This window comes from Paracoccus sp. SSJ (assembly GCF_030234105.1).
Classification (GTDB): domain Bacteria; phylum Pseudomonadota; class Alphaproteobacteria; order Rhodobacterales; family Rhodobacteraceae; genus Paracoccus; species Paracoccus denitrificans.
The window spans coordinates 16,644-40,183 of record NZ_JASSPE010000023.1 but is presented as its reverse complement, the minus strand read 5'-3'; the positions used below and the strand labels follow the sequence as shown (position 1 = coordinate 40,183).

General features: G+C 71.4%; 16 protein-coding genes. 14 read left to right on the top strand and 2 right to left on the bottom strand.

Going from position 1 to position 23,540, the window contains the following annotated elements; genetic code table 11:
• Entirely contained in the window at nt 1-2,748 is a 2,748-nt protein-coding gene (tssH, locus tag QPR87_RS19845) for a type VI secretion system ATPase TssH (RefSeq protein ID WP_285051020.1), read from the bottom strand.
• Nucleotides 2,749-2,920: 172 nt separating this feature from the next.
• Here tssH and QPR87_RS19840 point away from each other — a divergent pair, with 172 nt between their 5' ends.
• From QPR87_RS19840 to tagF, 14 genes are all read left to right on the top strand, one after another.
• Complete coding sequence (locus tag QPR87_RS19840; protein ID WP_285051019.1) at nt 2,921-5,026, top strand: serine/threonine-protein kinase; 2,106 nt, start codon at nt 2,921-2,923, stop codon at nt 5,024-5,026.
• Between the two features lie 76 nt (nt 5,027-5,102).
• Nucleotides 5,103-6,287, top strand: a complete 1,185-nt coding sequence (locus tag QPR87_RS19835; protein WP_350310467.1) for a type VI secretion system protein TssA — start codon at nt 5,103-5,105, stop codon at nt 6,285-6,287.
• A gap of 57 nt (nt 6,288-6,344) precedes the next feature.
• A complete protein-coding gene (gene tssB / locus QPR87_RS19830) occupies nt 6,345-6,887 on the top strand; it encodes a type VI secretion system contractile sheath small subunit (RefSeq protein ID WP_011748723.1) in 543 nt (180 codons plus the stop codon).
• Nucleotides 6,888-6,890: 3 nt separating this feature from the next.
• On the top strand, nt 6,891-8,405 hold the full coding sequence (gene tssC / locus QPR87_RS19825; protein WP_011748724.1) for a type VI secretion system contractile sheath large subunit: 1,515 nt from the start codon (nt 6,891-6,893) through the stop codon (nt 8,403-8,405).
• 144 nt (nt 8,406-8,549) lie between these two features.
• On the top strand, nt 8,550-9,038 hold the full coding sequence (locus QPR87_RS19820) for an Hcp family type VI secretion system effector (protein ID WP_011748725.1): 489 nt from the start codon (nt 8,550-8,552) through the stop codon (nt 9,036-9,038).
• Between the two features lie 25 nt (nt 9,039-9,063).
• A complete protein-coding gene (locus tag QPR87_RS19815; RefSeq protein ID WP_285051014.1) occupies nt 9,064-9,810 on the top strand; it encodes a type VI secretion system baseplate subunit TssE in 747 nt (248 codons plus the stop codon).
• Nucleotides 9,810-11,672: a type VI secretion system baseplate subunit TssF gene (tssF, locus tag QPR87_RS19810; protein WP_285051012.1), complete on the top strand. Its 1,863-nt coding sequence runs from the start codon at nt 9,810-9,812 to the stop codon at nt 11,670-11,672. The genes QPR87_RS19815 and tssF overlap by 1 nt, the downstream gene beginning before the upstream one ends.
• A complete protein-coding gene (gene tssG, locus QPR87_RS19805; protein WP_285051010.1) occupies nt 11,636-12,673 on the top strand; it encodes a type VI secretion system baseplate subunit TssG in 1,038 nt (345 codons plus the stop codon). Before tssF ends, tssG begins: the two co-directional genes overlap by 37 nt.
• The gene (tagH, locus tag QPR87_RS19800) at nt 12,673-13,911 is read left to right on the top strand and encodes a type VI secretion system-associated FHA domain protein TagH (protein WP_285051008.1); all 1,239 of its coding nucleotides are present in this window, start codon (nt 12,673-12,675) and stop codon (nt 13,909-13,911) included. Before tssG ends, tagH begins: the two co-directional genes overlap by 1 nt.
• The gene (tssJ, locus tag QPR87_RS19795; protein ID WP_104491484.1) at nt 13,908-14,381 is read left to right on the top strand and encodes a type VI secretion system lipoprotein TssJ; all 474 of its coding nucleotides are present in this window, start codon (nt 13,908-13,910) and stop codon (nt 14,379-14,381) included. Before tagH ends, tssJ begins: the two co-directional genes overlap by 4 nt.
• A gap of 11 nt (nt 14,382-14,392) precedes the next feature.
• Nucleotides 14,393-15,727 carry a type VI secretion system baseplate subunit TssK gene (gene tssK / locus QPR87_RS19790; RefSeq protein WP_285051005.1) on the top strand — a complete coding sequence of 445 codons (1,335 nt, stop codon included), beginning with the start codon at nt 14,393-14,395 and terminating at the stop codon, nt 15,725-15,727.
• A 9-nt stretch (nt 15,728-15,736) separates the two neighbouring features.
• Entirely contained in the window at nt 15,737-17,128 is a 1,392-nt protein-coding gene (gene icmH, locus QPR87_RS19785; protein WP_285051004.1) for a type IVB secretion system protein IcmH/DotU, read from the top strand.
• Nucleotides 17,129-20,659: a type VI secretion system membrane subunit TssM gene (gene tssM / locus QPR87_RS19780; protein ID WP_285051003.1), complete on the top strand. Its 3,531-nt coding sequence runs from the start codon at nt 17,129-17,131 to the stop codon at nt 20,657-20,659.
• A complete protein-coding gene (tagF, locus tag QPR87_RS19775) occupies nt 20,641-21,156 on the top strand; it encodes a type VI secretion system-associated protein TagF (RefSeq protein ID WP_285051002.1) in 516 nt (171 codons plus the stop codon). Before tssM ends, tagF begins: the two co-directional genes overlap by 19 nt.
• On the opposite strand, the gene QPR87_RS19770 is transcribed toward tagF, so the two are convergent.
• A complete protein-coding gene (locus tag QPR87_RS19770) occupies nt 21,143-23,494 on the bottom strand; it encodes a type VI secretion system Vgr family protein (RefSeq protein WP_285051001.1) in 2,352 nt (783 codons plus the stop codon). The genes tagF and QPR87_RS19770 overlap by 14 nt on opposite strands.
• Nucleotides 23,495-23,540: the final 46 nt, after the last annotated feature.

Sequence of the window (23,540 nt, the reverse complement as noted above, 5' to 3'; positions counted from 1 at the left end):
TCAGTCCAGCGCATAGCCGAAGCCGTCCGGCCCGCCGGTCACCGTCACCCTGCCGATGCCGCGCCCTTCCAGCCTGGCATCCAGCACCCGGCGGCTGAGTTCGGGCAGGATCGCGCCGGTCAGGATGGCGTCGATCATGCGGCCGCCCGATTCGACCTCGGTGCAGCGGGCGCGGATCTGCTCCATGACTCCCGCGCCGATCACCAGTTCGGCGCCATGCGCGGCGGCCAGCCTGCGGCCGATGCCGGCCAGCTTCTGCCCGGCGATGGCCTCGATCATCGCATCCGAAAGCGGCAGGTAGGGAATCGTCACCAGCCGCCCCAGCAGCGCCGGGGGAAACACCTTCAGCAAGGGCGGGCGCAGCGCGGCCGACAGGCTGTCGATCTCGACCCGGGTGCGGCCGGCATCGGTCAGCGCCATGATCTCGTCGGTGCCGACATTCGAGGTCATCAGGATCAGCGTGTTGCGAAAGTCGATCCGCCGCCCCTCGCTGTCGTCCATCATCCCCTTGTCGAAGACCTGGAAAAAGATCTCGTGCACGTCGGGATGGGCCTTTTCCACCTCGTCGAGCAGGATCACCGAATAGGGCCGGCGCCGCACCGCCTCGGTCAGCACGCCGCCCTTGCCATAGCCGACATAGCCCGGCGGCGCGCCCTTGAGGGTCGAGACGGTATGCGCCTCCTGGAACTCGCTCATGTTGATGGAAATCAGGTTCTGCTCGCCGCCGTAAAGCGCGTCGGCCAGCGCCAGCGCGGTCTCGGTCTTGCCGACGCCCGAGGGACCGCAGAGCATGAAGACGCCCATCGGCTTTTCCGGCGCGCCCAGCCCGGCCATGCCGGTCTGGATGCGGCTGGCGATGGTGGCCATGGCATGGTCCTGACCGACGACGCGCTGCGCGAGCAGGCCCGCAAGGCCCAGCGCGCGCTCGGTCTGGCTGGCCAGCATCCGGCCCAGCGGGATGCCGGTCCAGTCCTGCACCACCGCCCCCACCGCCAGCCGGTCCACCGAGGGCAGGATCAAGGGCCGCTCACCCTGCCTTTCAGCCAGTTCGGCCATCTTGGTGCGCAAAAGTGCCAGCCGCGCGGCGGTGTCGGGGGGGTCGGCCGCCTCGGTTTCCACAGAGGCTGGGGGCAATGTATCAGCGCCGTCCGTATCCGCCCCCGCCTCGTTCGCCCCCGTCTCGTCCAGTGCCATGCCCTCGCCGCGCAACTCGGCCCGCAAGGTCAGGATGTCCGAGACCAGCGCCTTTTCCGCCTCCCAGCGTTCCAGCGCGGCCGCGCGCTCGGCCTCCGTCGCGGTGCGGGCGGCGTCGTTGGCGGCCTGGCGCTCGGTCGTGTCGATCCCGATGGCGGCCTCGCGGGCGATGATGCCCGCCTCGATCTCCAGCGCCTGCAGACGACGCTCCAGATCCTCCAACTCGGCGGGCGTGGCGTGCTGGCTGACGGCGACGCGGGCGCAGGCGGTGTCGAGAAGGCTGATCGCCTTGTCCGGCAATTGCCGCGCCGGGATATAGCGATGCGACAACGAAACCGCGGCCCCGATCGCCTCGTCCAGGATCTCGACCCGGTGGTGCTTTTCCAGCACGCCCGCCACGCCGCGCAGCATCTCGACGGCGGCCGCCTCCGATGGCTCCTCGACCTTCACCACCTGAAAGCGCCGGGTCAGCGCCGGATCCTTTTCGATATGCTGCTTGTATTCGGCCCAGGTGGTGGCGGCGACGGTGCGCAACTCGCCCCGCGCCAGCGCGGGTTTCAGCAGGTTCGCGGCATCGCCCGTTCCCGCCGCGCCGCCGGCACCGATCAGCGTATGCGCCTCGTCGATGAACAGGATCACCGATTTCACCGAAGCCTGCACCTCGTCGATCACCGATTTCAGCCGCTTTTCGAACTCGCCCTTGACGCTGGCGCCGGCCTGCATCAGCCCGATGTCCAGCAGCCACAGATCGACCGCGGCCAGTTGCGGCGGCACGTCGCCGCGCGCCAGCCGCAGGGCAAAGCCCTCGACCACGGCGGTCTTGCCTACCCCTGCCTCGCCGGTCAGGATCGGGTTGTTCTGCCGCCGCCGCATCAGGATGTCGATGATCTGGCGGATTTCCGGGTCGCGGCCGACCACCGGGTCGATCTTGCCGGCCCGCGCCCGCTCGGTCAGGTTGGTGGCGTATTTCGCCAGCGCCCCCTCGGGCGGTTTCGGCACGTTGGCCGGCGCCATCTCGGGCGGGACCGTCCCCTCCGCCTCGGCCGAGCCGGCCAGGATGCCGGGCAGGTCCGGCGCCATGCGGTCGGGGTCGATGCGGCCGAATTCCGGGCTGATGCGCAGCAGCAACCCCTCCAGCACCGGGGTCTTGAGGCAGGCGACCAGGATGTCGCCCGAACGCACCCGATCGGTGCCGCCCTCCAGCGCGGCCAGGGTCCAGCCCTCTTGGATGGCGTGAAAGATGTGGTCGGAAAACTCCTCGACCGCGCTGGCGCCACGCGGCAGGGCGTCCAGCGCCCGGGCCAGGTCGCCCTCCAGCCGGGCGGCGTCGACCCCGGCCGCCGCGGCGATCAGCGACAGGTCCGAATCCGGCATCCCGGCCAGCGCGGCAATGAAGTGCACCAGCTCGACATAAGGATTGCCGCGCGCCTTGGCGTTGCGCGCGCCGTCGGAAAACGCCCGCAGGCACAGCGGGTCCAGCCGGCCGACCAGTTCCTTGCGCTTGACAGTCTCTCTCGATCCTCTGGCGGGGGCGCGGGGCGTCACGGTCGTCATCCTGGCCATCCTTGCAAAGCTGGCAAAAGAACCGGAGCGATAAATCGGGCTTGCCACGGGCAGGCTCGGGGGGAAAATGACCCTAGGGAAGTGTATTGCAAAACCGCGACTTTCGGAAATCCTTTCGCAAGGAGCCGGCGATGGGCAACCTGCCGCAAAAGGAACTGCCGCGATGATCCCGGCCCTGCCGGGGGACATCTTCCACGAGGGCCAGGTGCTCAACAACACCTGGACCGTCGAGGGTGTGTTGGGGCGCGGCGGCACCGGCGAGGTCTATCGCGCGAAAAGCCTGGTCACCGGCCGGGTGGTGGCGATCAAGGCGCTTTCGGCCGGATTCTCGGGCAACGAGGGCTATCTGGAGCTGATGCGCCGCGAAGAGGCGATGCGCGACATCCTGCACGATGCCGTGGTGCGCTACAGCGACTGCTCGCGCACGCCCGAGGGCCATGTCTTCCTGGTGATGGACTTCATCGATGGCCCGGCCCTGTCCGAGGCGATGGCCGAGCGGCGGCTGGGGATGCGCGAATTGCTGATCGTGGCGCATCGCGTGGCCGAGGGGCTGGTGGCCGCCCATGCCCGCGGCGTGGTGCATCGCGACCTGTCGCCGGACAACGTGATCCTGCGCGACGGCCGGGTCGAGGGCGCGACGGTGATCGACTTCGGCATCGCCAAGGACACCGCCGCCGGCGCGCATACGGTCGTCGGCAACCAGTTCGCCGGCAAATACGAATATGCCGCGCCCGAACAGTTCGACGGCAAGGCCGAGCCGGCCAGCGACCTCTATGCGCTTGGCGCGTTGCTGCTGGCGGCGGCGCGGGGCGAGGTGCCCTTTGCCGGCGCGACGCCCGGCGAGATGATCCGGCGCAAGGCCGAACCCTTGGACGTGACCGGCCTGCCCGAGCCCCTTGCGGGGCTGATCCTGTGGCTTTCGGCGCCGCGCATCGCCGAGCGCGCGCCCTCGGCCGCGGCGGTGGTGGCACGGCTGGATGCGCTGCTGAAGGGGGCCGAGGCCGCGCCGGCCCGCAAGGGCGCCACCCCGCGGCCGCAGCAGCGTCGGGCAGGGGGTGGGCGCGGTCGGATAGGGCTGATCCTGCTGGTGCTGGCCGTGGTGCTGACGGGCGGATTCTTCGCGGCAAGGTCGCTGCTGGTCCCCGACCTGCCGCTGGTCCAGCCTTGGCGGCTGGAGGCGGCGGGCGGCGAGGCGCCCCGGCTGTCCGGGCCGGCACCGGATACCGCCAGCGCCGGACGAATCGCGGCCGCCTTCGCCGCCGCAAACGGAGGCGATCCGCCGCCGGACGCGCTGTCCCCGGCGCGCGGCATGCCGACACCGGGCTGGGCCGAGGCGGTGGAGCGGCTTTTCCCGGCGCTGCAAGAGTTGCAGGACTGGACAGTGCAGATCACCGACATGCGCGCCGAGATCGCCGGCACCGCCGCCACCCCGGCCGAGCGCGACGCGGCCGCCGCCCGGCTGGCCGAATGGGCGCAGGCGACCGGCATGGAACTGGTGCCGCGGCTGGCCGCCGCCCCTGCCCTGCTGATGCCGGCCGATCTGGACGCGCTGCTCGCCCGCACCGCCAGCTGCGGCCCGCTGGCCAGCGACCTGCCGCAAGGGGGCGCCCCGCCCGGTGCCGGCGTGGCGATCCGCGGCGCCTTGCCCGATGCGGCCGCCGCCACGGCGCTGGCCGAGACGCTGCGCCCGGCGCTTGGCGACCGCACCCTGCGACTGGAGGTCGAGACGCTCAGCCCCTCGCTCTGCAGGATCCTCGCCGCGGCCTCGGACCTGCCCGAGGGCGGCATCGGCATCCGCCTGGCCGAGGCGAACCGACCCGAGCCCTCGCTGACCGGGATCTATCGGCCCGGCGACAATCCGGTGGCCGATGTGCTTATCCCCGCCGAATTGGCGGCCACGCCCGAGGCAGAGCTTTGGGTCGCGGTCGAGGAAACCGGCCAGGTCTTCAACGTGCTGCCCAATGCCGGCGACCAGGAAACCCGGCTGGACCGCATCGGCCGGCCCGAGGGCACGCTGCGCCGCGTGCGCGTGCTGTGGCCTGCCGACGATCCCGGCCTGGGCCAGGGGCGCATCGCCTTTCGCGTCAACGACCGCGATTTCGGCAAGGCGGGGATCTTCGCCTTCGTGACCCGCGGCCCGCTTTTCGACGAACGCCGCCCGGGCGACGAATCCGCCGCCGCCTTTGCCGAGGCGCTGGCGGCACGCCGCGCGGCCCGGCCGGACCTGATCCTGGCCGCCACCCATCGCATCCTAGACCTGCGACCCTGACGGCTCGTCTGCTCCCACGGTCAGGGCATATCGGCCGATCCGCAGGATTTCATTGCGCAAAGCCTCGGTCCGTGAGATGATTTTCCCATTCCGAGAAGAACATAATGTGGCCTTTGAGAAGGTTTCTCCTATGTTTCTCGCCCCGCTTTCCGTGCCGGATTCCGCCGGATCGGATCTTCGCAACGACATGAGATTTCTGGCTCTCGCGCGGGCGCTGGACGGGGCCTCTCGGGCGACCCGGGCCGAGCAGCTGGCCAAGGGCAATACCGGCGACGTGGCGCTGGACTGGGCGCATCTGCTGGACGAGGCCGAGGCGCTGGCCCAGACCGGCCGCGACCTGCGCCTGCTGGTCATCGTGGCACGGATCATGACCAACATGCGCGGCCCCGAGGGACTGGCCGAGGGGCTGGACCTGCTGGCCGGCACGCTGGAGACCTGGTGGGACCACCTGCACCCCGCCTTGCGGGAAGGCCAGCTTGTGCGCGAAGCCGCGCTGCGCCGCATCAACGCGCTTTACCAGATCGAGAATGCCGATGCGGGGATCCTGGGCGATCTGGAGTTCAATACCATGCTTGCCCCGCGCGGCCTGCCGGTGGTCTCGGGCGGGGATCTGGCGGCGGGCACGGTCACGCCCTCGGTGCTGGCCGCCGAGGGGCCGACCGGCCTTTCCGCCGCCGAACAGGCCGAGCGCGCGGCGCTTCATGACGCAAGGGTGACGCGGGTGCTGACCGCCTGCCGCGCCTCGCGCGACATGGAGCCCGAGGCGGTGGCGGGGCTGGAGGCAGGGCTTGCCGCCTCGCTGGAGGCGCTCGACCGGCTGGAAACGGCCCTGGCCGCCCGCATCGGGGACGACCCGCCGACCCGCTTTCCGGCGCTGCGGCGGCTGCTGGAGCGGATGGCGGCAACGCTGGCCAGCCCGCAGGCCCAGTTCAGCCATGCCGCGCAGCCGGCGGCGCAGGCGGGAACCGACGCACCCGCGGCGCCCCCCGCCGCGATACCCGCACCTGCGGCCGTTCCCTTCGCGTCCGTATCAGCGGGCCTGCCGGCAAGGCTGGCCACACGCGCCGAGGTCGAGACCTGTCTCGACCTCATCATCGATTTCTACGACCGCAACGAACCTGCCTCGCCGCTGCCGCATCTGGCGCGGCGGATGAAGAAGATGGTGCCGATGAACTTCCTGCAACTGATGGAGGAGCTGGCGCCTGGAGGAATGAAGGAATTCCGCAATGTCGCCGGAGTGGCCGAAGACAAGGGACGCTGACGGCAGGGCGCAATCGGGGCCGGCGCCGGATGGTGCCGCGACAGGGAGTAACCCGCGATGAGCGAGAGCAAGGCCAAGGTAATCGAACGCAATCGCGCCCCAAGGGTGCAGATCGCCTATGACGTCGAGCATTACGGCAGCCCGACCACCATCGAACTGCCCTTCGTCATGGGGGTGATGGCGGATCTGGCGGGCAAGTCCACCTCGCGCGAGGCGCAGAAACCGCCCGCCGAACGATCCTTCGTCGAGGTGGATGCCGGCCGCTTTCCCGCCTTCATGGAGGCGCTTTCGCCCCGCGTCACCGCCCGCATCCCGAACCGCCTGCCCCGCAAGGAGGGCGAGGAGGCCGGCGAGGAAGAGATGTTCGTGGACCTGACCTTTCGCAACATGGGCGATTTCGCCCCCGACCGCATCGCCGAGCAGGTCCCCGAACTGGCCGAACTGATGAAGATGCGCCGCAAGCTCGAGGAACTGCTGAGCTATATGGACGGCAAGGCCAGCGCCGAAAAGCGCATCGCCCAGCTTTTGAACGACGAACCGCTGCTGGCCCGCGTCGCCGAGCAGGCGGTGACCCCCGGCAGCGACGAGACGGAGGGCTGAGCCATGGCCGAACAGGAACTCAAGGGCGCCGGGGCCGCACCCGAAGCCGAAGCCGTCGACCTGGACGAATTCGGCACGCTTCTGGAAAAGGATTTCCGCGTCAAGGAACAGGACGACAGCGCCAAGCTGCGCGAACTGGTCGCGAACCTGGCGCTTGCCGCCCGCGAAAAGGCCGGCAGCGCCACGATCTCGGGCAATGCCGTGCGCTCGATCAAGTCGCTGATCGCCGGCATCGACGAGCTTCTGACCGCGCAGATGAACGAGGTGCTGCACGCCCCCGAGATCCGCCGCATGGAGGGAAGCTGGCGCGGGCTGCACTATCTGGTGAACAACACCGAAACCGACACCATGCTCAAGATCCGGGTGCTGAACATCACCAAGGACGAGCTTGCCGACCAGCTTGAGGATTTCGAGGGGCAGATGTGGGACCAGTCGCCCATGTTCCGCAAGCTCTATACCGAGGAATATTCCAGCTTCGGCGGCGCCCCCTTCGGCAGCATCGTCGGCGATTACGAATTCAGCCACCATCCGCGCGACGTGGGGCTGCTGCGCAACCTGTCGGGGATCTGCGCCTCGGCCCATGCGCCCTTCATCGCGGCGGCCTCGCCCCGGCTGTTCCGCATGGAAAGCTGGCAGGAACTGCCCAATCCGCAGGACCTGAAGATGGTCACCTCCTCGCCCGATTACGCGGCCTGGCAAAGCCTGCGCGAAAGCGAGGATGCGCGCTATATCGGCCTGACCCTGCCGCGCGTGCTGGCGCGGCTGCCCTATGGGCCAGACACCATCCCGGTCAAGGGCTTCGACTTCCGCGAGGAAATCGACGGCAGGCACGACCATTACGTCTGGATGAACGCGGCCTTTCCCATGGGGGTGAACATCAACCGCAGCCACAAGCTGTACGGCTGGGGCAGCCAGATCCGCGGCGTGGAATCGGGCGGCGCGGTCACCAACCTGCCGGTGCATACCTTCCCCAGCGACGACGGTTCGGTGGTGATGAAATGCCCGACCGAGATCGCCATCGACGACCGGCGCGAGCACGAGTTGGCCAAGCTGGGGCTGATGCCGATCCTGCATCGCAAGAACACCGATGTCGCGGCATTCCTGGGCGCGCAGACCTTGCAGGATTGCGAGGCCCGGGCCGGGCGGCTGGTCGATCCCGACGCCCAGGCCAACGAGCGGCTGTCGGCCAACCTGCCCTATCTGCTGCCGGTCTGCCGCTTCGCGCATTACCTCAAGGCCATCGCCCGCGACAAGATCGGCACCTTCAAGGAACGCGCCGACATGGAGGTCTGGCTGTCGGAATGGATCAACCGCTATGTGCTGGCAAACACCGCCATGGCCGACGACAAGGCCAAGGCCAAGCGCCCGCTGGCCAAGGCCGAGGTCCAGGTGGACAGCGTCGAGGGCCGGCCCGGCTATTACGCCGCCCGCTTCTACCTGCGCCCGCATTACCAGCTGGAAGGGATCAACGCCTCGCTGCGGCTGGTCTCGGAACTGCCCTCGGTCAAGGGGCCGTGACGCGCTTTGCCCGGGGGCCGCGACGGCCCCTGCGGCACCGGGCCGGCGGGCGCCCATGACGCGCGCGGCCCCTGACGCGGCCCCGAGGGGCCCCGCCATGTCTGAAACCCGGCTTGCCGAACAGGCCGAACAGGGAGATACGAGATGGCTTTCACCGGATACCTCAAGATCGACGGCATCGACGGCGAATCGCGTCGGGCCGATCACGAAGGCGAAATCGACATCTGGGGCGCCGACCTGAAGGCCGAGCAGAAAAGCTCGGCCGCGACCGGGTCGGGCCGCGTGCGCGGGCGCGCCACCGTCAGCGACCTGACGCTTTACAAATGGTATGACGCCGCCTCGCCCTATCTGGCGCTGGCCTGCATGCAGGGCAAGGCCTTCGAGACCATGGTCTTCACCGTCCGCAAGGATTCGGGCGAGGCGCATCTGGACTATCTGACGATCACCATGACGAACTGCCTCGTCTCGTCCTATTCGATGAGCCAGAGCCAGCCCGCCCCGGAAATCGACACGATCGCCGAGCAGATCAGCCTCTCGTTCGAAAAGATCGCCATCAAGTATGTCGTGCAGGCCGACGACCATTCGAAAGGCGACGAGCACGAGGTCGAATACGACCTGATGGCGGCCAAGTGACCGCCGGGATGCGCGCAGGATCGCCATGGCCAGCCCCGCCCCCGACCGCCCCCGCACCTCCGTGCCCCTCCAGGCGCGGCGCGACGAGGTGCAGCCCAGCCTGTGGGACCGGCTGATCGACGACCTGCCCGCACTGTCGGCCGAGATCGCCCGGCGCGAGGCGGCCCTGACCGCCCGCCACGGCGCCGCGCGCTTGCAGGCGCTGCTGTCGGGCGAGGGGCGCGACGGGCTGGACGCCGACCAGGCGCGCGAACTCGCGGCGCTGGCGCAATTGCAGGCCCGCCACGCCGCCTTGCAGGAACGCGGCATCCTCGTCACCCCGGACGTTCTGCGCGAGGCGGTGCGCCGCGACATCGAGGATCTGTTCGGCATCGAGCGGCTGGAGGTGCACTATCTGCTGACCCCGGCCGAGCGCCGCGCCGCGCCCCCCGGCATCGCCGGCGGCGCCGAGGACCCGGCCGAGATGCTGGCCGATTTTCCCCATGTCCGTGCCTCGGTCCTGAATTACGGCGTGCCCGCCTTTGCCGGGCGGCGCGCGGGCGATTTCGACCACGAGGCGCTGGCGCGCGAATTGCGCGAGGTGCTGGCGGTGTTCGAGCCGCGCCTGCGCCGCGACACCATCCGCGTCGCGGTCGAGCCCGGCACCCGTGTCGGCCTGCGCGTGCACATCGAGGGGCTTTTGCTGATGGCCCCGGCGCCCGAGCGGCTGCGGCTGCTGACCACCATCGACCTGGACACGGGTGCCGCCGCAACGGTGCTGGAGGAGGGCTGATGGACCGCGCCTTCCTTGCCGCCTACGAGGCCGAACTGGACCATATCCGGGTGCTGGCCGGCGAATTCGCCGCCCTGCATCCCAACGTGGCGCGCAACCTGTCGCTGGACGCCGTGCCCTGCCCCGACCCCTATGTCGAGCGGCTGCTGGAGGGCGTGGCCTTCCTGGCCGCCCGCACGCGGATGAAGGTCGAGGCCGAGGGCCAGCGTCTCACCGCCGGGGTGATGGACGCGCTTTGGCCCGACCTGGCCGCGCCGGGGCCGGCCATGGGCATCGGCGTGCTGCAACCCGGCCCGCAGGTGCAGGCCATGGCGGGCGGGCATCCGGTGCCGCGCGGCAGCCGCTTCACCGCCGCCGTGCGCGAAGGGCTGGCCACCCGCGCCACCTATGCCACCGCGCAGGCGGTGACGCTCTGGCCGCTGGCGCTGGGGACGGCGGACTACCTGCCCGACCGTGGCGCGCTGGCCGCCGCGGGCCTTGCCGCGCCGGGGGCCGAGGCGGGCATCCGCATCGGCCTGCACGCGACGGGACCGGCCGCGCTGTCGGCGCTGGCGCTGGACCGGCTCGACCTGTGCTTTGCCGGCAGCGCGCAGGCGGGGGCGCTGTTCGACGCGATCTTCGGCGGCAGCCTCGGGGCGCTGGCGCGGCCCGCCCGGCCGGGGGCGGTCGCGCTTCCCCTCGCTCGGCCCGACCTGGTGGGCACCGGCGACGACGAGGGGCTGACCCCGCGCCTGCGCCGCAGCTTCGAGGGCTTCCGGCTGCTGCGCGACTATTTCCTGATGCCGGAACGCTTTCACTACCTGCGGCTGGACGGGCTCGCGCCCGCCGCCCGGCAATGCGGCGAAGGCGTGACGCTGGAGCTTGCCCTGCCGCTTGCCCGCCCCCAGCCGCTGCTGGAGGGGCTGGGCCGGGACGATTTCCGGCTGTTCGCCACGCCGCTGGTCAACCTGTTCGAGAAAGAGTGCAATTTCGTCGAACTCGATCCGCGGGCCACGGCGCATCCGGTCCATCCCGACCGCGCCCGCACCCGCGATTTCGAGGTCTATCGCCTGATCCGCGTCGCCGATGCCGACCGCGAGGGGCAGGACGGGCTGCTCTGTCCCGCCCATGCCCCCGAGGCGCCGCGCCATGCCGGCCCGGTCTGGTGGACCGAGCGCCGCCCCCGCCGCCCGGCCACCGACGAGATCCGGCGCGGCCAGATGCGCAGCTCCCATGCCGGGCACGACCTGTGGATCTCGGTCTCGCGGGCGGGCGGGCGGATGCCGCACCGGCTGGACATCCGCGCGCTTTGCACCAATCGCGACCTGCCGATCCTGGACGACACGCCGCGGTTGACCCCCGAGGGCGGCGAGCCGGTGATGCGGGTCGATCTGTTGGGCCCGATGCGCCGGCCCCAGCCGGCACTGGCAGGCGCGCCGCCGCAGGCGGGCCAGGGCGGCACCGCGGGCCTGGACGACCTGACCTGGCGGCTGGTGGCGCAGCTTGCCTCGGGCCATCTGTCGCTGGCCGAGGCCGGGCGCGACGGCGCGCCGCTTTGCGCGCTGCTGGCGCTTTACGCCGATCGCGGCGATCCGCGGCTTGCCCGCCACGCCCGCGCCGTCGCCGCGGTATCGAGCCGCCCGGTGATCGAGCGGCTGGACCTGCCCGGCCCGCTGGCCCTCGGCCGCGGCACCGAGATCACGCTGGAGATCGACGAGGCCCCGCTGGCCGGGGCCAGTTGGCTGCTCTTGCCGGCGCTGCTCGACCGGCTGTTCGCCCGGCACGCCTCGGTCAACGCCTTCGTGCGCACCCGCACCCGCCTTGTCCAGAAACAGGAGGAGATGTCATGGCCGATGCGGCCCGGCCTGCGCGCCCGGATCTGACGGGGAACCCGCCCCCACCCGCCGGCATCGAGGCCTTCGCCCTGATGCGGCGGCTGGAATCGCCCGGCCGCCGCTTCGGCCATGCCGGCGGCCCTGAGTTGGAGCCCGCGCGGCTGGGGCAGGAAATCCGCCTGGGCCCCGCCGCCTGCGAGGTCGCGCGCTTCAGCCCCGCCGAAGGCGACGCCCCGGCTCGCATCGCGCTGGAGATCACCGGGCTTTTCGGCCCCGAAGGCCCGATGCCGCTGCATCTGAGCCGCCGCATGCTGGAACGCATGTCCGAACGCTGGTTCGCCGGCTCTGCCCTGCCCGAGCCGGGGGCGGATCGCGCCTTCCTGGAGTTCTGCAACCTGCTCCAGCACCGGATGATGGCGCTTTACTACCGCGCCTTTGCCGAGGCCCAGCCCGCCATCGCCGCCGATCACGGCCACGAGGGCCGGCTTTCGGCGATGATCGCGGCGCTGGCCGGCCTCGGCCTGCCCGGCACCGCCGAGGCGCTGGACGATCCCGCGCCTGCCCTGCGCCACGCCACCGGGTTGGCCAGCCAGATCCGCAGCCCCGAGACGCTGGCGGAGCTGCTGTCGGACCTGCTGGACGCGCCGGTGCGGGTGGCGGAATTCGTGCCGCATTGGCAAGAGATCCCCGCCGCCCTGGCCAGCCGACTCGGCCGTACCCATGCCGGACTGGGCCGGGGCGCGATGCTGGGTCCGCGGGCCTATCAGCCGCAGGCCCGGGCCGAGATCGTCGTCGGCCCGCTGACGCTTGCGCAATACCGCAGGCTGATCGAGGACGGCCCGGCAAGGGCGGCGTTGCGCCGCCTGCTGCGCTTTGTCATGGGCGAAGAGATCGGCTTCGACCTGCGGCTGGTGCTGGCCGCGCCCGAGGTGCCGGCGCCCACGCTGGGGTTGGGGCCGGCGCTGGGACAGACCGGCTGGCTGGGCGGGGGTGCGGGGCGGGACCGCGACGACCTGCGCCTGCCGCTGGATGAAAGGCAGGCCGCCTGATGACCCTGCGCCTTACCGTCCTTGCAAGCCCCGTTCCCCAGCCCCAAACCGAATTGCGGCTGGACAGCGGCCGGGCGGAGCTGGGGCGCGAGCCGGGCTGCGACTGGCAGATCGACGACCCCGAGATGTTCGTCTCGCGCCGCCATTGCATCGTCGAGGCCACGGCCGAGGGCTGGACCGTCACCGATACCAGCACCGGCGGGCTGTTCCTCGACGGTGCGGCCGAGCCGCTGGGACCGGGCCGCAGCGCCGCGCTGCGCGACGGAATGCGGCTGCGGCTGGGCGACGTCACTCTGGGCGTGACCGTCGAGGCCGGGGCGCAGGCAGCGGCGGAAGCGCCCGACCAAGGCATCGGGATCGACCCGTTCTTCGCGCCCCGCGATCCGGCACCGCCGCCGCCGCCGCGTCCGCCGGAACTGCCCGAACCCTTCGAGCGCACGACCGGCCGTTTCGCCCCGCAACCGCCGCCCGCGCCGCCGCCGGGCTTCGACGATCCCTTCATGCTGGACCCGCTGCCCGCCGCACCGCCTGCAACGCCGCCCCAGGCGGGCGACGACTGGAGCTGGGGACCGGCGGGCGCATCGCCGCCCCGGCCCGATCCCGTGCCTGTCATGTCAGCCGCTCTGCCGGATTCCCCTCCCCCTGCCGCCCCGCAACCGCAGCCGCCATCCGACGCGGCCGCCGCCTTCCTGCGCAGCGCCGGGCTGGACCCGGCAAGTGTCGAAGGTGTCGACATCGAGGCGCTTGGCCGCCGCTACCGGATGCTGGCCGAGGGGCTGGTCGCATTGCTGCGCGCGCGGGCCGAGGAAAAGGGCTCGTTGCGCGTCGCCCGCACCACGCTGGGCGCGGCACAGGTCAACCCGTTGAAATTCCTTGCCATGCCCGACGAACAGGTGGCCGCGCTGATCGCGCCGCGCGGGGCGGGTTATCTGGACCCCGACGCCGCCATCGCCGAGGCGTTCCGCGACCTTGCCGACCACCGGATGCGCAGCTGGCACGGCTTGCAGGCCGCGTTGCGCCGCATGATCGACCGCTTCTCGCCCGAGGCGATCGAGGCGCAGCTGGCCGATGCCGGGCTGCTGCGGGCGCTGCTGGCGGGCGGGCGCTCGGCGCTGCTTTGGGACGCCTATGCCGCCCGCTGGGCCGAGATCGCCCGCGCCGCCGAGGACCGCTTCCTGGGCGAGGTCGGCGCCGAATTCCGCGATGCCTACGAAACCCCTGACAGGAGCGAGCCATGACAACGATTCTTCCCATCCTCACGCGCCGGGCCACGCTGGCCGGGCTTGGAACGCTGGCGCTGACCGCGGCCTGCGGCGGGCCGGCCGGTCCCGGCTCGGTCAACCTGGCCATGTCGGCCTCGGCCGGGGTCAATCCCGGCCCCGACGGCGGCGACCGGCCGCTGACGCTGCACATCCTGCAATTGCGCGGCACCGCCGGCTTCGACGCCGCCGATCCGCTGGCGCTGCAAGATCCAGCAACCGCCCTGGGGGCCGATCTGGTCAAGGCCGAGACGGTGACCCTGGCGCCCGGCGGCAGCGCCGAAAAGGCGTTGGTGCTGGATCCGGCGACGACCGCGGTGGCGGTGGTCGCCGGCTATCGCAACCCGGCCGGCAAGACCACGCGCGCCAAGGCCGCCGTCTCGCCCACCGGCACCGCCAGCTTCACCGTCACCGCCGGGCCGGGCGGCGTCACGATGACACCAGCCTGAAGGGAAAGCGCATGACCGAAGGCAGCCGCGTCGTCTGGTCCGAGGGCCTGTTCCTGCGCCCGCAGCATTTCCAGCAGCAGGACCGCCATGCCGCGGCCCAGTTGCGCGCGCTGCTGCGGGCGCGGCCGCGGCAGGCATGGGGCTTTGTCGCGCTGCGGCTGGACCCCTCGGCGCTGGAGGCCGGGCAGGTCGCCATCGCCGAGGCCGAGGGGCTGTTCCCCGACGGCACCGCCTTTCGCATCCCGGCCGACAGCCCGGCGCCGCCGCCGGTCGCGGTCGGCCGCGCGACGCCCGCCGGCGCGGTCCTTCTGGGCGTGGCGCCGCACCAGCCCGGCACGGCGGCGGTCGATCCCGCCCATGCCGAGCCGGGCGGCGCACGCTGGCGCGGCGAATGGACCAGCCTGCGCGACGAGATCCGCGGCGGCACCGAGCCCGCCGAGGTCGAGATCGCCCGGCTTTCGACCCGGCTGTTCCTGCCCGGCGAGGCCACGCAGGGCGCCGTCACCCTGCCCTTGGCCGGGATCGAGGGGCTGGCCGCCGACGGCCGGATCGCCTTGGCCGAGGGCTGGCTGCCCCCCGCGCTGACGCTGGCCGCCGTGCCCTGGTATGCCGGGCTGCTCAAGGAACTGGTCACCGGGCTCGACCGCATCATCGAGGCGCAGGGCGGCATGGTGCTGGGCGGCGCCGGCCGCTCGGTCGAGAACCTGCTGATCCTGGAGCTGGCCAACGCCGCCCGGCCAAGGCTGCAACACCTGCTCGCGCAGAACCTTGCGCACCCGTCCGAGCTTTTCGCCGACCTGGCCGAGCTGGCGGGGCGGATGGCGACCTATGGTTCCTCGACCCGGCGGCTGTCGCCGCTGCCCGATTACGATCATGCCGACCCGCAGCCGGGTTTCGCCGCGCTGGCGGATGCGCTGCGCTCGCTGATCCTGTCCCTGCGTCATGTCGAGCCGAAATCCCGCGCCCTGCCGGTCGCGCGTCACGCGCAGAACGTCTGGAAGGTGCGCATCGACAATCCCGAGATCCTGCAGAACAGCCGCATCGTGCTGCGCATCGGCTCGGACATGTCTGACGAGGGCTTGATGCAGCTTTTCACCCGCCAGGTCACCGTGGGCGCGGCCGAGGAGTTCGAGACGCTGTGGACCTCGCGCCTGCCGGGCATTCCCCTGCGGCCGCTGCATTCGCAGCCGCGCGAGATCCCCTATGACGGCGACCGGCTGTGCCTGGAGCTGGACCGCAAGTCCGAGCACTGGGCACGGCTGCAAGCCTCGCCGGGCTTCGTGCTGGGCGTGTCCGGCAAGCTGGACCGCGAACCCGAAATCGACTGCTACGCGGTCAGCAGATAGGGGCGGGGGATGGGCGGCGATCCGAACGATCCCTTCGGCCTCGGCGACCCCGGCCGCACCCGCATCCGGCCGCTGGGCGCGGGCCGGCCGCAATCCCTGCCCGATCCGCCCGGTCCGATGCTGCCGCGCCCCGCCTGGCAGGCGCCGCCCGATCCCGTTGCGCCCGAGGCCGCGCCCCATGCCCGGCGCGGGCGGGCGCATCCCAACCCGCTGGTCGCCGCCCATGCCACGCTGCTGGAACTGGCGCCCGAGCTTGAGCGCGCCAATCCCCCCGCCCGGCCCGATGCGCTGCGGGCGCGGCTGCAATCGGTGCTGGTCGAGGGGCGCGACGCCTCGGTCGCCGCCGGCATGCCGCTGAGCCGGGCCGATCAGGGCGCCTGGTTCGTCGCCGCCCTGCTGGACGACCTGGCACTGAACACGCCCTGGGGCGGGCAAAGCGACTGGCCCCGGCAACCCCTGGTGACGCAGATGACCGGCGAGGTCGATGCCGGCACCCGCTTCTTCGACCGGCTGGACGCGCTGATGCGCAACCCGGCGGGCGAGCGCGACCTGCTGGAGCTGGCGTGGCTGTGCCTCTGCCTGGGCTTTCGCGGCAAGTATCGCGTGCAGGGCGGCGCCGGCGAAGGTGCGTTGGTAGCCCTGCGCGCGCAGATCGCCCGGCTCTTGCGCGACCCGGAGCGCGAGGCCGCGCCGCTGGCCCCGCATGGCGCCGGAGTGGTCGCGCCGGATACGCCGCGCCGATTCGCGGTGCCGCTGTGGACGCTGTGGCTGGGGGCGCTTGGGCTGGTCCTGGCGATCCATACGGGCCTCTCGATGCATCTGTCGGGCAAGGCGGAAAGCCTGTTCACCCAGGCCGCCGGCCTGCCACCGCCCGACCGCGCCGCGATCTTTCGCCCGGTCCGCCAGACCGTCGAGCCGGCCCCGGAACTGCCGGCAACCGTGATCGACCCGCTGCTGCCCGCATTCGAGGCCGCGCTGCCCGCCGCCCTGCGCCCGGCCATGAAGGGGCGCGAGACCTCGGGCCTCGTGGTGCTGGTGGTGCGGGCCAGCGACCCCGAGGTGTTCCGCTCGGCCAAGGCCAGTCTCAACCCGGCCTATCAGCCGCTGGTCGAGGCGATCGGCAGGACCGTCGTCGCCAATGCCCATCGCATCGGCGCGGTCGCGGTCAGCGGCCATACCGACAACGTGCCGGTGCAGCGCAGCAATCCCTTCGCCTCGAACCAGGGGCTGTCCGAGGCACGGGCCGAAACCGTCGCGCAGGCGCTGGCGGCGGCCGGCGTGCCCGCCGAACTCATCAGCGCCGAGGGCCGCGCCGACAGCCAGCCGGTGGGCGACAACGCCACCCGCGATGGCCGCGCCCAGAACCGCCGGATCGAGATCCGCATCGAGAAGAGGCAATAGATGCGTATCCTCAAGGCCATATTCCGGTTCTTCCTGTCCCGCGGCTTCTGGACCTTCGTCGGGCTGGCGCTGCTGGCAGCGGCGATCTGGTTCTATGGCCCGCTGGTTTCGGTCGGCGAGGCGGCACCGCTGGAAAGCGCCGAGGTCCGCGCGCTCTGCCTGGGCGCCATCCTGGTCCTGTGGCTGCTGATCCTGCTGGTCGGCCAGATCCGCGCCGCGCGGCGCAACCGCATGTTCGTCACCGAACTGGCCGCGCCGCCGCCCCTGCCCGATGCGCCCGATGCGGCGGCCGAGATCGGCGGCAAGTTCCAGGAGATCCTGGCGACGCTGGCGCGATCCCGCCTGGGCAAGCGGCGCTTTTTGCGCGAGATGCCCTGGTATGTCATCATCGGCCCACCCGGCACCGGCAAGACCACGGCGCTGCGCCAGTCGGGGCTGAACTTTCCCATCGCGCTGAACGACGACCTCAAGGGGGTCGGCGGCACGCGCAACTGCGACTGGTTCTTTACCGAAAACGCCGTGCTGGTCGACACCGCCGGCCGCTATACCGACCAGTCCAGCGAACCCGAGCGCGATGCGGCGGAATGGGCCGGCTTCCTCGACCTGCTGAAAAGGCATCGCGGCCGGCGGGCGCTGAACGGGGTGATCGTCGCCCTGTCGCTGGACGAGTTGCTGGGCCCCGAGGACGCGCTGCGCCGCCACGCGCGCGAGATCCGCAAGCGCCTGACCGAGATCGCCGAGCGGCTGGAGATGCAGCTGCCGGTCTATCTGATGCTGACCAAGGCCGACCGGCTGCCGGGCTTCGAGACGTTCTTCGGCGCGCTGACCTCGGCCGAGCGGGCGCAGGTCTGGGGCGCCACCCTGCCGGTCGACGCCCTGCCCGAGCCCGAGGCGATCACCCGCGAGTTCCGCAGCCTCGCCGCCGTGCTGGAGGGCCGGCTGGACGCACGGCTGGCCGAGGATGCCGACCTGCCGCAGCGCGCCGCGATCTTCCGCTTTCCGGCCGAGTTCGAGCGGCTGGAGGCGCCGCTGCGGCTGCTGATCGACACCGCCTTCGGCGAAAGCCGCTATGAGCAGACGCCCTGGCTGCGCGGCTTTTACCTGAGCTCGGCCACGCAGGAGGGCTCGCCGCTGGACCGGATGCTGGCGGGGATGGCGGCGGGCTTCGGCCTCGCGCCCGCGCCGGTGCCGCATCGCGCGATGGGCGAGCGGCGGTCGTTCTTCCTGCACGACCTGCTGGCCGGGGTGATCTTCGGCGAGGCGGGCTTGGGCCTGTTCGATCCGCGCGCCGAGGAGCGCCGGACATGGATCTGGCGCGGCTCGGCCGTGGCGGCGGCGCTGCTGGTGCTGCTGGCGGGCCTGGGCTTTCTGTTCAACACCATGCGCCAGTCCGGCGCGGTTGCCGACCAGCAGCGCCTGCTGGCCGACCTTGCGGGGCGGCTTGCCAACGCCGCCTCGCGACAGGCGCCGACCGAGCCCCTGGACCTGCCCGTCGCCCTTGACGCCATGACCGAGATCGAGGCGGCCCGGACGCCGGTGCCCGGCGGGCCGCTGGCGCTGATCGGCCCCTCGGCCGCGGCCGAGATCGAGGGCGCGGCCCGGCTGGCACGCGAACGCGGACTGCGCAACCTCCTGGAGCCGCGCATGGTCGCCTTTCTGGAGGCGACGATGTGGCGGCAGATCCGCGACCCGGATTTCCTGCTGGGCGCGCTGAAAGCCTATCAGATGCTGACCGGGCTTGGTCCCTATGACCGTGCTTGGCTCGCGGAATGGTGGCAGGAGGTGCTGCCCGCCTTTGCCGCCGAGACCCCCTTCCCGACCGAGGCCGCGCGCCTGTGGCAGCTTGCCGCGCTGGACCGGCTGGGCGGCGACGAAAGCCGCATCGAGGCCGATCCGCAGCTGGTCGAGGCCGCCTTGCAGGCGATCTGCACCGTGCCCTTGTCGCTGCGCACCTATCGCGCGCTGATGTCCGAACCCGAGATCGCCACCCTGCCCGACTGGATACCGGCGGGAAAGGCGGGGCCGCTGGCGGGGCAGGTGCTGACGCGGCTGTCGGGCCAGACCCTGCGCCAGGGCATTCCCGGCGCCTTTACCTGGCAGGGCTTTCACGGCACGGTGCTGCCGATGCTGCCCGGCATGGCCGAGGCGGCGCTGAACGACCGCAAGGTCTTTGCAGGCGGCTGCGCGGAAAGCGCCGATGCCTCGGCCGCCTCGCTGCAAGCCGACATGATGAAGCTTTACCAGGACGATTTCATCAATGCCTGGGAGGGGTTCCTGCGCGACGTGCGGCTGGCGCCGATCCCCGACCTGGCCACCGCCACCGCGAACCTGAAGGATCTTGCCAGCCCCGACAGCACGCTGAAGCGGCTGCTGAACGCCGTCGTCGCCGAAACCGACCTGGCGCGACCGCCCGAACAGGGCGACAGCCCCGAGATCAATCCCGGCGTGCTGAAGAAGGTGGCCGGCAAGCTGGGCCTTGGCGCCGCAGCCAGGATCGGCACCAAGGTCGCCGCCGCCGCCCGCCGTCCGGGAGAGCCCGAGCCGCCGCCGCCCGGGGCCGAGATCGCCCGGCATTTCGCCCCGCTCAAGGCCATCGTCGCCGAGGTGGACGGCAAGCCGCCGCTGATCGCGGATGCCGAGACGGCGCTGGGGGCGCTGTCCAAGGAGCTTCTGACCGTGCAGGCCAGCCCCGATCCGCAGGCGGCGCTGTTGTCGCGCGGCGGGCTGCCGCAATTGACGGGCGATCTGCGCAATGTCGCGGCCACCCTGCCCGACCCGGTCAACGCCTGGCTGGGCGCCATCGCCGGCGACACGATCAGCGTCACGCGCGAGGCGATCCTGGCCCAGCTCAACGCCCGCTGGCGGGCGGATGTGCTGCCCTTCTGCCGCGCGGCGACGGGGGGGCGCTATCCCTTCGTCGCGGATTCGGCCATCGACGTGACGGTCAGCGACTTCCAGCAGCTTTTCGGACCCGGCGGCCGCTTCGACGGCTTCACCAACGAGACGCTGGCGCCCTATGTCGATACCAGCGCGCGGCCCTGGCGCTGGCGGGCCGACCTGGGGCTGGACGCCCGCACGCTGGCCCCGTTCGAACAGGCCCGCGCCATCCGCGACGCACTGTTTCCGGGTGGTGCCGGGCCGGTCATGGCCTTTACGCTGGAGCCGAAGGACCTGACCCCCAATGCCGCGCGGGTAACGCTGAACGTGGACGGGCAGAGCCTGGTCTATTTCAATGCCGCCGCCCGGCCGATGCCGATGACCTGGCCGGGCAAGGACGGCACCAACCTGATCTCGCTGAGCTTCACCCCGGTGGATGGCACGGGCGAGGCGATCAGCACCGAAACCGGCGCCTGGGCCTGGCTGCGGCTGGTGCGCAAGGCCGGGCTGTCGCCCACCGCGCTGCCCGAGGTCTTTGGCCTGCGGCTGGGCATCGGCCCCTATGCCGCCCGGTTCGAACTGCGCGCGGCTTCGGTCGAGAATCCCTTCGATCTCAGCATGTTCGGCGCCTTCCGATGCCCGGAAGCGTTCTAGGCCCGCAGGCCGGCTTCTGGGGCAAGCTGCCCGCGCGCGGGGATTTCGTCGGCCGCGGGTTGCCCGAGCCCTTTCGCCGCCGCTGGGACCGCTGGGCCGCGGCGCATCTGGCCGGGCGCGAAGGCTGGCCCGACGACTGGCCCCACGACTGGCCCGATGGCGGGCTGCGGCTGCGCATCGCCTCGGGCGGGCGGGCGGCGGCGGGGCTGGTGCTGCCCTCGGCCGACGCGGTGGGGCGGCGCTTTCCGCTGGCGCTGTTCCTGCTGGACGACACGCTGCCCGGGCCGACGGAGCTGGAGCCATGGTGCGAGGCCGCCCTGCAAGCCGCCGCCGAACCCGACCCGGATGCACTGTGGCAGGCGCTGGCGGTCCTGCCCACGCCCATAGGCAAGGCAGATGCGCCGCCGCTGTTGCTGTGGCGGCGCGGACATCCGGCGCTGGAGGCCGATCCGGCGGCACCCGAACCGGCCCTGGCGGCGATCTTCAGTTCAGGTTGACCTTGGAGCCCTTGACCGAGGTTTCGCCCGACGCCTTCACGTCGATCTTGCCCGAGCCCTTGATCATGATGTCCTTGCCCTCGATGGTGATGGTGCCGTCCTTTTTCAGCACGATGGCGGCCGAGCCGCAGGTCAGCGAGATCGAATCCGCCGCCACGATGGCCAGCGCCGCGCCCACGTCCAGGGCCATCTTGCCGCCGACCTTGTGCAACTCGTCCGCGCCGACCGTGGTGCCTCGCTTGCCGGCGACGTCCAGCGTCGAATCGCCGCCGATCTTCTCGACCCGGTTGCCGCCCGCCTTGTGGCTGCGGTTGCCGGCGACCTCCACGGTTTCGTTCCCCGCCACGTTGGTCGAGCGGTTGCCACCCACCTTCCAGCCGTCGTCCGAGGTGATCGCATGGTTCTGCCCGGCCAGCACCGTCACGGCGCGCGCGCCGACGATGGTATTGGTCTGCGCCGCGCCGACATTGCGCGTCTCGGTCGCGGCCACGCTGTCCACCCGCGCCGCCTTGACGGTGATGGTCTGCACGCCGCCGACGGTCTGGCTATGCGCACCGTCGATGGCCTCGGTGGAACTGGCGGCCACATGGATCGTCTCGGTGGCGCCCACGTCCAGGCTGCGATGGCCGCCGACCTTTTCCGTATCGTCCACCCCGATCGAGACCTGGCGGTTCGCGTCGATGGTGGTGAACTTGTCGTGGCCCACGCTTTCGCGGCGGTCGTTGCCGATGGATTGGGTGGCGTCGTTGCCGACATCCTCGATCCAGTCATGGCCGATGCGGCGGGTCTCGTCGTTCTTGATCAGCTCGTTATGGTCCTTCTGCGCCTGGAAATACACCTCCTCGGCGCCGGCCTTGTCCTCGAAGCGCAGCTCGTTCCAGCCGCCGCCGCCGGGCGAGCTGTTGGATTTCCAGCCCGATTGCGTGGCATTGCCGGGCAGGCCATAGGGCGGCACCTGCTCGGCATTGTAGACCCGGCCGGTGACGATGGGCCGGTCGGCATCGCCGTCCAGGAAATCGACGATCACCTCCTGTCCGATGCGGGGGATCTGGATGAAGCCCCAGCCCGCCCCGGCCCAGGTCTGGCTGACGCGGACGAAGCAACTGGAATGCGCGTCGCGCCGGCCCTTGCGGTCCCAGAAGAACTGCACCTTCACCCGCGCATGCTCGTCGGTATAGATCTCGGCCCCCGCCGGCCCCACCACCACGGCGGTCTGCGGCCCGCGCATCGGCCGGCGCGGCGTGCGGCGCTCGGGGCGAAAGGGGATGCGGGCCGGGGCGCAGACCAGCCGGACGTGATAGCCCAGCGGATCGCGCCCCTCCTGCCCGGCGCGCTGGCCGGCGCGGACCTGATCGTCCCACATGCGATAGCGGGCGGACAGCACCAGATGGCGGTCGTTCTCGGCCTCGCGCGGGAAACCCGTCAGGGTGAAGCTGCGCCCCGGTCCCAGCGGACGGGCGGTGCCCTCGGCCGCGACGCGCTCGAAGGCGGCCTGCGCCTCTTCCAGCCGGATGCCGGCCAGACGGTCGCCGCGCCCCAGCTCCAGATGGCGGCCGGGATAAAGGTAAGCCTCGCGCCGGTCGCCGGCATGGCCCTCGGGCCGGCTCGCCGTCGCCATCAGGTCCGAGGATGGCTTGAGGAAATCGTAATCGGTCTGTGCAAAACCCCCGATCCGCACCGAGGCGCGCGGCACCCAGCCGGTCAGGTAGTCGCCTTCGCGCGGCGCGCTGGGGCTGTCGGGCTCATAGGCGATCTCTTCGGCGCCCGGCGCGGGCTTCATCGCCGCATTGGCATCGGCCAGCACGGTGACATGGCCGTCCTCGCCATGCTCGAAGAAATAGAAGATCCCCTCCTCCTCCATCAGCCGCTGAAGGAAGTCGAGGTCGCTTTCCTCGAACTGGACGCAATAGTCGCGCGGCGGGTAGCTGCCCTCCAGCCGCTTGTCCAGCACCACGTCGGGATAGGCGCGCAGCACCTCCTCGATGATGTCGGGCACCGAAAGGTTCTGGAAGATGCGGTTGTCGGTCGCGAGGCTCGCGAACCACAGCGCCGGGCGCAGAAGCAGCCGGTAAAAGGCGAAGTCGTCGCGGATCTCGGCCAGGCCGAACTCGGCGACATGGCCGTCGAAATGCCGCGGCTCGCTGTCCTCGGCCCCCTTGACGGCGATGGTGGCGCGGGTGCCCAGCAGATCGGCCGGCTTGAGGTCCAGCGTCTTGGCCGAGAAGCGCAACTCGAAGGCGAAGGGGGCCGAGACCTGTTCCTCGCCCTCCATGCGCTCGAAGGTGACGGGCTCGCCGATGGCGGGGATGGCGACGGTGATCTCGCGGGCGGATGACATGCTGGCCTCCTGCCTCCGGGGCCGGTCGACCGGCCGGATTGCCGGT